7 protein-coding genes and 1 pseudogene are annotated in these 7,611 nt (G+C 58.8%); all 8 read right to left on the minus strand.

Features of this window, described 5'->3' with window-relative positions; translation table 11 throughout:
- Window positions 1-83 precede the first annotated feature (83 nt).
- Complete coding sequence (gene istB, locus WIT60_RS16660) at window positions 84-848, minus strand: IS21-like element helper ATPase IstB (protein WP_339582728.1); 765 nt, start codon at window positions 846-848, stop codon at window positions 84-86.
- Window positions 849-865: 17 nt separating this feature from the next.
- Window positions 866-2,389 carry an IS21 family transposase gene (istA, locus tag WIT60_RS16665; protein ID WP_339582727.1) on the minus strand — a complete coding sequence of 508 codons (1,524 nt, stop codon included), beginning with the start codon at window positions 2,387-2,389 and terminating at the stop codon, window positions 866-868.
- A 194-nt stretch (window positions 2,390-2,583) separates the two neighbouring features.
- The gene (locus WIT60_RS16935) at window positions 2,584-2,997 is read right to left on the minus strand and encodes a TniQ family protein (protein ID WP_445207718.1); all 414 of its coding nucleotides are present in this window, start codon (window positions 2,995-2,997) and stop codon (window positions 2,584-2,586) included.
- Window positions 2,982-3,347: a helix-turn-helix domain-containing protein gene (locus WIT60_RS16670; protein WP_339584953.1), complete on the minus strand. Its 366-nt coding sequence runs from the start codon at window positions 3,345-3,347 to the stop codon at window positions 2,982-2,984. Before WIT60_RS16670 ends, WIT60_RS16935 begins: the two co-directional genes overlap by 16 nt.
- A 52-nt stretch (window positions 3,348-3,399) precedes the next feature.
- Window positions 3,400-5,163 carry a TnsD family Tn7-like transposition protein gene (locus WIT60_RS16675; protein WP_339584954.1) on the minus strand — a complete coding sequence of 588 codons (1,764 nt, stop codon included), beginning with the start codon at window positions 5,161-5,163 and terminating at the stop codon, window positions 3,400-3,402.
- A gap of 84 nt (window positions 5,164-5,247) precedes the next feature.
- Window positions 5,248-6,384 (minus strand): DEAD/DEAH box helicase family protein, encoded by a 1,137-nt coding sequence (locus WIT60_RS16680; protein ID WP_339584955.1) that lies wholly within the window; start codon window positions 6,382-6,384, stop codon window positions 5,248-5,250.
- Window positions 6,385-6,578: 194 nt separating this feature from the next.
- Window positions 6,579-7,376, minus strand: coding sequence for an IS21-like element helper ATPase IstB (gene istB, locus WIT60_RS16685; protein ID WP_012080644.1), 798 nt, complete (start codon window positions 7,374-7,376; stop codon window positions 6,579-6,581).
- Window positions 7,369-7,611 (minus strand): annotated as a pseudogene (locus tag WIT60_RS16690) (IS21 family transposase); the annotation flags it as partial. The gene istB (WIT60_RS16685) and the pseudogene WIT60_RS16690, both read right to left, overlap by 8 nt.

Genomic DNA, 7,611 nt, shown 5'->3' on the forward strand with positions numbered 1-7,611 from the left:
GGCGAACGTGACCGACGATTCCGGCCCATCGTGACCGGTTGCACCGTGTGAGGTGTTGCGCGTTCAAATTGTAGGGGTGTCGGTCACGATGGGTCTGAGTCGGGCTCCTTTTTCGTGGGTTTGGGCTTTTGTCGCAGGGACTCACCGGTCAGAGTGAATCGGTGGTTTCGCTGCATCAGGCGATCAAGGATCGCGTCGGCAATCGTGGCGTCACCGACCCAGGCATGCCAGTGTTCAATGGGCAGCTGACTGGTGATGATGGTGGCCTTGCTGGCAGCTCGGTCGTCGATGATCTCCAGCAAGTCAGCGCGGGCCTGGTTGTCCAGCCCAGCCATGCCCCAGTCGTCCAGCAACAGGACATCGGTCTTGGCCAACTGGATGAGCCACTTGCCAAAGGTGCCATTGCCGTGACGGATGCGCAGCTCTTCGCTCAGACGTGGCACACGTTGGTAGAAGGCAGAGCGACCGCGGCGACAGGCGTGCTGGGCCAGCGCACAAGCCAGCCAGGATTTGCCAGCTCCGGTGGGGCCGGTGATCAGCACGCTGTGGCCGCTGTCGATCCAATCACCCAAGGCCAGGCTCATGACAGCCTTGCGATCCAGGCCGCGTCCAGCTCGTGTATCGATGTCCTCAATGGCGGCTTGGGGGTACTTCAGCTTGGCCTCTTTGAGCAGGCGTGCACGCCGCTTGTCGTGGCGCCAATGGAGCTCGCGCTCGACGATCAGAGCCATGCGTTCTTCAAAGCTGACAGCGCTCATGCCGGCCTGCGTCAGTTGCTCATCAAGGGCTGTGAGCATGCCCATCAGCCTGAGTTCACGCAGCTGGTTCAAAGTCGTGTTCATCATCATGGTGCAATCCTGTCTGTTCACTGGTAGTAACCGGGGCCACGAACGTGGGCATGGTGCGGGCTGGTCCAGTCGGTGGCGGTCGTGGCGGGCACCTGATCCCGGCCGTTTGCCAGAATGTCGCTGACGTGCCTGTACTTGACGGTGCCGAGCTCCAGGGCGATGAGGCAAGCGGCTTCCAGTCGGGGCTTGCCGTACTTCTTGGCCAGTGACAGCAGCCCCAGGCAGGCGCGGTAGCCATGCTCGGGATGGCGTCGCTCCTCCAGCAGACGCTGGACGGTGCTGGCACAGGCCACACCAATGGTGCCGCCCCAGTGAATCAGGCGTTCAGGGGTCCACTCCCGATGCGCGCGGTGCGCTGCCGACATGTGCTCCGCCACGGTGGTGAAGCCCCCCTTGTGGAGACAGCGCAGATGAGCGGCAACACGCTGACCACGGTGGACGATCTCCACGCCGCGCGTGGTGATGCGTGCCTCCAGGACCAGCCCGACCAAGGACTGCGGCACGCTGTAGCGATGCCCCTCGATCTCGACGTGGTGATCAATGTGCACGCGCACGGTCTTGTAGGTGGCGAATTCCCAGGGCTGCAGAGGCAAGGCTTGCAGTGCTGGCGCATCCAACTCTGCAAACGTGCTGACTCGGCTGCCAGGCAACCTCTGGAATGCCTTGTTGTTGAGTTGTTCCAGCAGCGGCGCGATGGCCTCGTTGACATCGTCCACGCTCGCAAAGCGTTGGTGGCGCAGTCGCATCAGGATCCAACGCTCGACAACTTGCACGGCAGACTCGACCTTGGCCTTGTCCTGCGGGTGATAGGGCCGCGCCGGTAGCATCGAGGTGCCGTAGTGGCGAGCGAAGTCCTCCACCGTCTCGTTGGCGCGAGGCTCATAGCGGTTGGGGTTGGCAATGAGGGCTTTGGGGTTGTCCGGCACGATGAGCTGGGGCACCCCACCGATGAATGTCAGGGCGCGGGCGCAGCCATCAAGCCAGTCGGCCATGGTCTCGCGCGGTGTGGCACACGCAAAGGTGTAGCTCGAAGCGCCCAGAGCGGCCACGAAGATGTGGGCACGGCTGCCGTCCACCAACTCGATCGTGGGACCTGCAAAGTCGATGAACAGCTTCTCGCCTGCGCGGTGGGTCTGGCGCATCGAGCGTTTGAGTGTCTTGGCGTAGCGGCGGTAGTTCTCGCAGAACTGCGAGTAGGAGTGCGTATGACCGTCCAGGTGCTGCTGGGTGTGCTCCTCCCACAGCAGCATGAGCGTCATGCCCTTGCGGCGCAGTTCTTTGTGAATCTGGGCGTAGTCGGGGTGCACGAAGTGCTGCGGCCGTGGCGGCGGTGCCAGCAGGCGATGCTGCAAAGCGGTCTCGTCCAGGGGCTGGATGGAGTGCCAATCCAGACCTGCGACCGAGGCCAAACCGACGTACTTGGTAACCACGCCTTTGGAGATGCCCAGGGCGGCGGCGATACGCTCGTGCGAGAGCCGAGCATCGAGTTTGAGACGCAGAACGTCCTTGATCTTGCGCATGTGAATCCTTGGTGCAGGCATGCCGGCTCCAGCAAAAAACTGGGCAGGCTAACTGCATTGGGTGAGACAACTTGCGCAACACCATCACGGTGGCATACGACGCCATGCTGGCATCGTGACCGGTGATTCCGGCATCGTGACCGAGATTCCGGTCAGGTGCAAAAATCGGTCACGTTCGACCAGAATGGCCGGTCACGATGAACCAGAATCGGCGGTCACGATCCGCCGGAATCAACGGTCACGTTGGACCGGAATACGCACTCCACACATTGCGAACAGAAGCACGCATAGGCTCGCGTGTCACAAAGCGCTCGCTTGAGCAGCAAAGGCCGTCGCTGTGGACTCCCATGCGGCAGATCTGACGCATCGCTTATGACTGAGCGCCGGAAAGGCAAGGTCGTGTGATCTTGTACGAAGCGCTCCGACGATTGACCAGCCATCCACGCCAGAACCTCAACGAGTGACAGGTCAATGCTGGAACCTATTTCTCGTTGGACCCAGTCGGCAACACCAGCTAACGCCTCTCTGTCATGGCGCAATCCATTTAGCGACAGAAACCGACCTTGATACCCGTTGGCAAGTTCATCTGGCAGGGGCTCCGGGCGTATCAATCTCATGTGTGGCCCCATTGATCGACATGACGCGTTTGTGGCTCACCGTGCAGAACAGCCAATGAGCGAATAACCGCAGACAGTGCTTTTGCATGTGCTGCTGTGCCGTTCCATGTGTTGCGAAGCGCATCGATCAAGTCGTCGTTGTTTCGCACGGCCTCTGCCGTGACGCCAACGTCTAGTCGCTCGACGTACAGACAGACCTCCTCCAGCAAACGCGACCGCTTCACACCAGCACTGTTCAGGATGCGACTCACCTGTGACTGACTCGCACCAAGCGCCTGCGCGATCTCTTGCTGAGTGAGGCCACGGCGCTTGCAGATGTCTCTGACTCGCATGACTCGGGCCTGAATTTCAGGATTTTTCATGCCTAAAGCATATCTCAATGCATATCTGCATAATCAACACAAAAAAAGAATTTCAGAAGAGTGGCTCGCTGCCCTTACGGCTTCTTCGTGGAAGTACTTCCTCCAGGACTTTCAGAGTCAGCGGAAGTTGCCGTAAAACGCTGAGCTTGGGCTTTAGCTCGGGGACAGCTTGGTACAACTGCCAAAGTTTCAACGGCTTACTTTGTGCTGACTGAATTTGGCATGCGGCCTGCGCCACTTTGCGGCTGAGATCACGATCACGCCGATCCCAATCGACGGTCACCGTGCGCGTGACTTCATTGGCGGACCTGGGTGAATGCTCAATCAACCAGGCCCTGTCGTTTCTGTAAAGCCACGCATAGGCCGCTGACTCAAGTGAGCGCATCCACTTCACACCCAGGCCATCACACGCCTCCAAAACATCCAGCCATGCCGTGCGCGCCCTTACCTGCGCATTGCTAAAGCGGGCCTCTGTCCACTGCGCGTGCAAACCTGCTTCTGAACGGAGCAGCCTTGTCACGGACTGAACAGTAATGCCGTGGCGCTGAGCTGTCTCTGCTTTATCAGCACCGCCTTTCAAGTCCTTTATGGCGGCATTGCGCAGTTCAGTTTTCAATTGCTTTGGACGCCGCTTCGTCACATGACCATTCGCAACCATCCACGCCATTGCGATGGTCGTGTCAACACCCACCTCTTTCGCAGCGCGCGTCGCAGAGTAGCCCGACCGAACCAAAGTCATCAGCTGCTCTCGGCGGGAGACGTCGCGTGATCCGTCAGATTGCGCTGATACGTCCGACTGCTCAAGATCTAGGGGTATCTCATTCAGCCCACGACCTCCCTCTTGTGTTTTGCGCTGTTCCTCAAACTCATCAGCATCGCTGTAAAGCCAGTCAATGATCGACAACCAGCGCAATGGGTGCGTACCAGTTCTCATGGGCCGCAACAACCGTCCGAGATGTGCGTTTGATGAGGCTGCATCAAATGGCAACCCATCGAACTCGGAGAGCCCCTTGAATCCATTCAGGTAATCCAAGTAACTAATGGCCGCCAACTTGAGACGTAGCTGCCCAGAAGCAGTCAGCCATCCACGTTCGGCAAAGCGATCCAAAAGTGTTTTCTGCAAAGTCGTGGAATCCAAGCACCCATCTGCTTGATTGCGACTCAACACATTGACGACCAGCTGTGTCAGCTTGTGCAGCGGGTTTAGGTCCCGCGAGAGACAAGCTTCAGGCACGACCAGATGATCTTGGTCCGGAAGGTGCCAATCAAAGCGCTCAACTCCGGTTGACTTGACCGTCGATGTCAGCAGCGGCTCACCGTGTTGTGGGCATGTCCACACACCTGGAAATTGATGCGTCACGTGCCAATAGCTCCACCCCTGCTCATGCAAATCAAACGACATGCACTGTGGGCACGCCTTAAGCGGATGATTCGCCCGGAAGCGACTGGTCAGTAGCCCCAATTTGAATTTCAGATGCGCAACAGAGCCACTGCGCATCACACCTACAGCATGAGCCACCTGAGACTCAGACATGAAAGGACGGTAGAACTTCAAAAGCGTATGTTCTGTCGCAAGCTGTCTTGCATCACCGTACACCCCACTCGTACGGATAACAAACTCATCCAACGAGCTCGGAATGTCATGATGCGTGCCCGCACGTGATCGACCAAACAACAACTCGGTGGATCTCGCTGACAGCGTGTGTCCCCAAAGCCGGTGGTTGCGACTACAAAGGCTGAACAGCGTCTCGTCTGGTAGCCACGGCAAGCAGGACTCTCCAAGATCAAAGAAGCTCTGTGATGTTTTCAAGGTCAAAGCTAGCCAGGCTGAAGGTCAGAACCAGGACAGATTCGAAGAGTAGCAAGATATGCCGATAGACCATGTTGTGGCAAGCTCGGCTCACTCCTCATCGGCACAGATCCTGTACCCCATCGCCCTATAGCCACGCTGACGCTTATCCCACATGCGAAGCAGTGCTGGATGACCTGTATCCACGAAGTCGATGATCCTCACATCGGTCTTGCCTGCGTGCTCACGATGCAGACGCCCTGCGTACTGCTGTAACGTGCCTTTCCAGGAAACAGGCATGGCCAGGACCAAAGTGTCGAGTGGAGGATGATCAAAGCCCTCGCCCACCAACCTACCTGTAGATAGGAGAACGCGCGGCGCATCGGGTGGCAATGCATCAAGGTCGGCTACCAGCGCAGCTCGCTGCTTTCTGGACATGCGACCGTGCAGAACGAAAAGCGATGAGCCCAAATGATCTAGACCGGCTCGGATCGCATCAAGGTGTTCGGTACGCTCGGTCAGAACGAGAACCTTACGTCCCTGATCGTAAGCTTGGGTGACTTCTGCACCGATGGCATCGGTGCGTGCCTGATCGTTGGCGAGGTGCCGAAACACATCTTGAATGCCTGCGGTGGCAGGTAAATCGATCTGCGCATGCCGAGCACGCGCTGACACTTCGAGATCTTGAGGTGCGCCCGTGGGCTTTGCCGCCGTGTATCGGATCGGCCCACACTGCATGAAGATGATTGGCTGCTGTCCATCTCGTCGAATGGGCGTCGCTGTCAGACCTAAAACGTACTTGGCCTTGGTTCTCTTCAAGATGGCATCAAACGATACGGCACCAACGTGGTGACATTCGTCCACGATCACTTGGCCGTATTGTTCGACCAATGGGTTGACCTCGCCATGCCGGGAGAGCGACTGCATGACAGCGATGTCAATCTTGCCGGTGGGTCTGGCCTTGCCGCCCCCAATCGTGCCCACTACACCCTTGCCCGCTCCGAGAAACGCTTGAAGCCGCTCTTGCCATTGCTTGAGCAGTTCAGTTCGATGTACCAGGACAAGGGTGTTGACACCGCGACGGGCGATGATCTCTGCAGCTGTGACGGTCTTGCCGAACGCGGTCGGAGCGCAAAGCACACCAGTGTCGTGATGCAGCATTGCGGAAACTGCGGCCTCCTGGTCCAGGCGCAAGGTTCCGGCAAAGCGGAGATCGATCGGCTCGCCACCGAACCGTTCGTCTTTCAAGTCACAGGCGTGTCCGCGCCGATCCAAATCTGAGCCACCGTGCCGATCCAATATTGAGCCAGGGCTGGTAGCCGACCAAAGGGTGGTCAGCTGTGGATAAGTGTAGAGCCTGGCCTGGGTTTTGAGTTTTCCGGCCGGCTTGGTTGAACATCAAGGGGGAAGCCGCGCAGCGGCTTCCCCCTTCGCTTTGAGCTTCAGGCCTTGCCCTCTGCTGCAGCCTGCATCCGAGACTGCTCTCGTGCCTTGATGCGCCTCTTGGCCGTGCTGGAACTGTGCAGGAATCGGTGTGACTCGTTGCCCGTCTCCAGGATGTGGCAGTGGTGTGTGAGCCGGTCCAGCAGCGCCGTCGTCATCTTGGCATCACCAAAGACACGCGACCATTCCGCGAAGTCCAGATTCGTCGTGATCATCACGCTGGTGTGCTCGTACAACCGGCTGAGCAAGTGGAACAGCAGCGCACCGCCTGCCTGGCTGAACGGCAGGTAGCCCAACTCATCGAGGATCACCAGGTCCAGGCGCAACAAGCTCGTCGCGATGCGTCCGGCCTTGCCTTGTGCCTTCTCTTGCTCCAGCGCGTTGACCAGATCCACCGTGGAGTAAAAGCGCACGCGCCTGCCATGCTTGGTGATGCCGGACACGCCAATGGCTGTGGCCAGGTGGGTCTTGCCGGTGCCAGGCCCTCCCACCAACACCACGTTGTGCGCCACTTCTGTGAAGCCTGTCTCTGCCAGCGTGTGAACCAGCTTGCTGTCAACGGGGGACACAGCGAAGTCGAACCCAGCCAGGTCTCGATGCACAGGGAACTTGGCTGCATGCATCTGATGGCTCACCGAGCGCATGCCTCGGTCTGTGGCCTCGGCCTGCAGCAGGTGTTCAATCAACCACCGTGCATCCTCTGAGCCCGTACTGGACCCTTGTTCGATCAGGTCCAACCATGCGCCCGCCATGCCGTGCAGGCGCAGTTGTTTGAGCTCTGCAGCGATATCACGCATGGTTGATCTCCTCCGTGCCGCCTTGCCCGCGCAAGCTGTCGTAGCGCGCCGTGTTGGCCAGTGGGGCCACTGTCGCCTGCAAACAGGTCTGTGCATCTTCAGGCGTGGGTGCAGGGTTGAGCCTGCTCAGAACATTGATCACATGCTCGACGCTGACCTTGCCAGACGGTGGCGCGCTCTCCAGCGCCAATTCAACTGCCACCAGCACCGCATCCAGGCCAGCTGTGCTCACAAT

The sequence above is a fragment of the Aquabacterium sp. G14 genome, from assembly GCF_037482285.1.
GTDB lineage: Bacteria > Pseudomonadota > Gammaproteobacteria > Burkholderiales > Burkholderiaceae_C > Aquabacterium.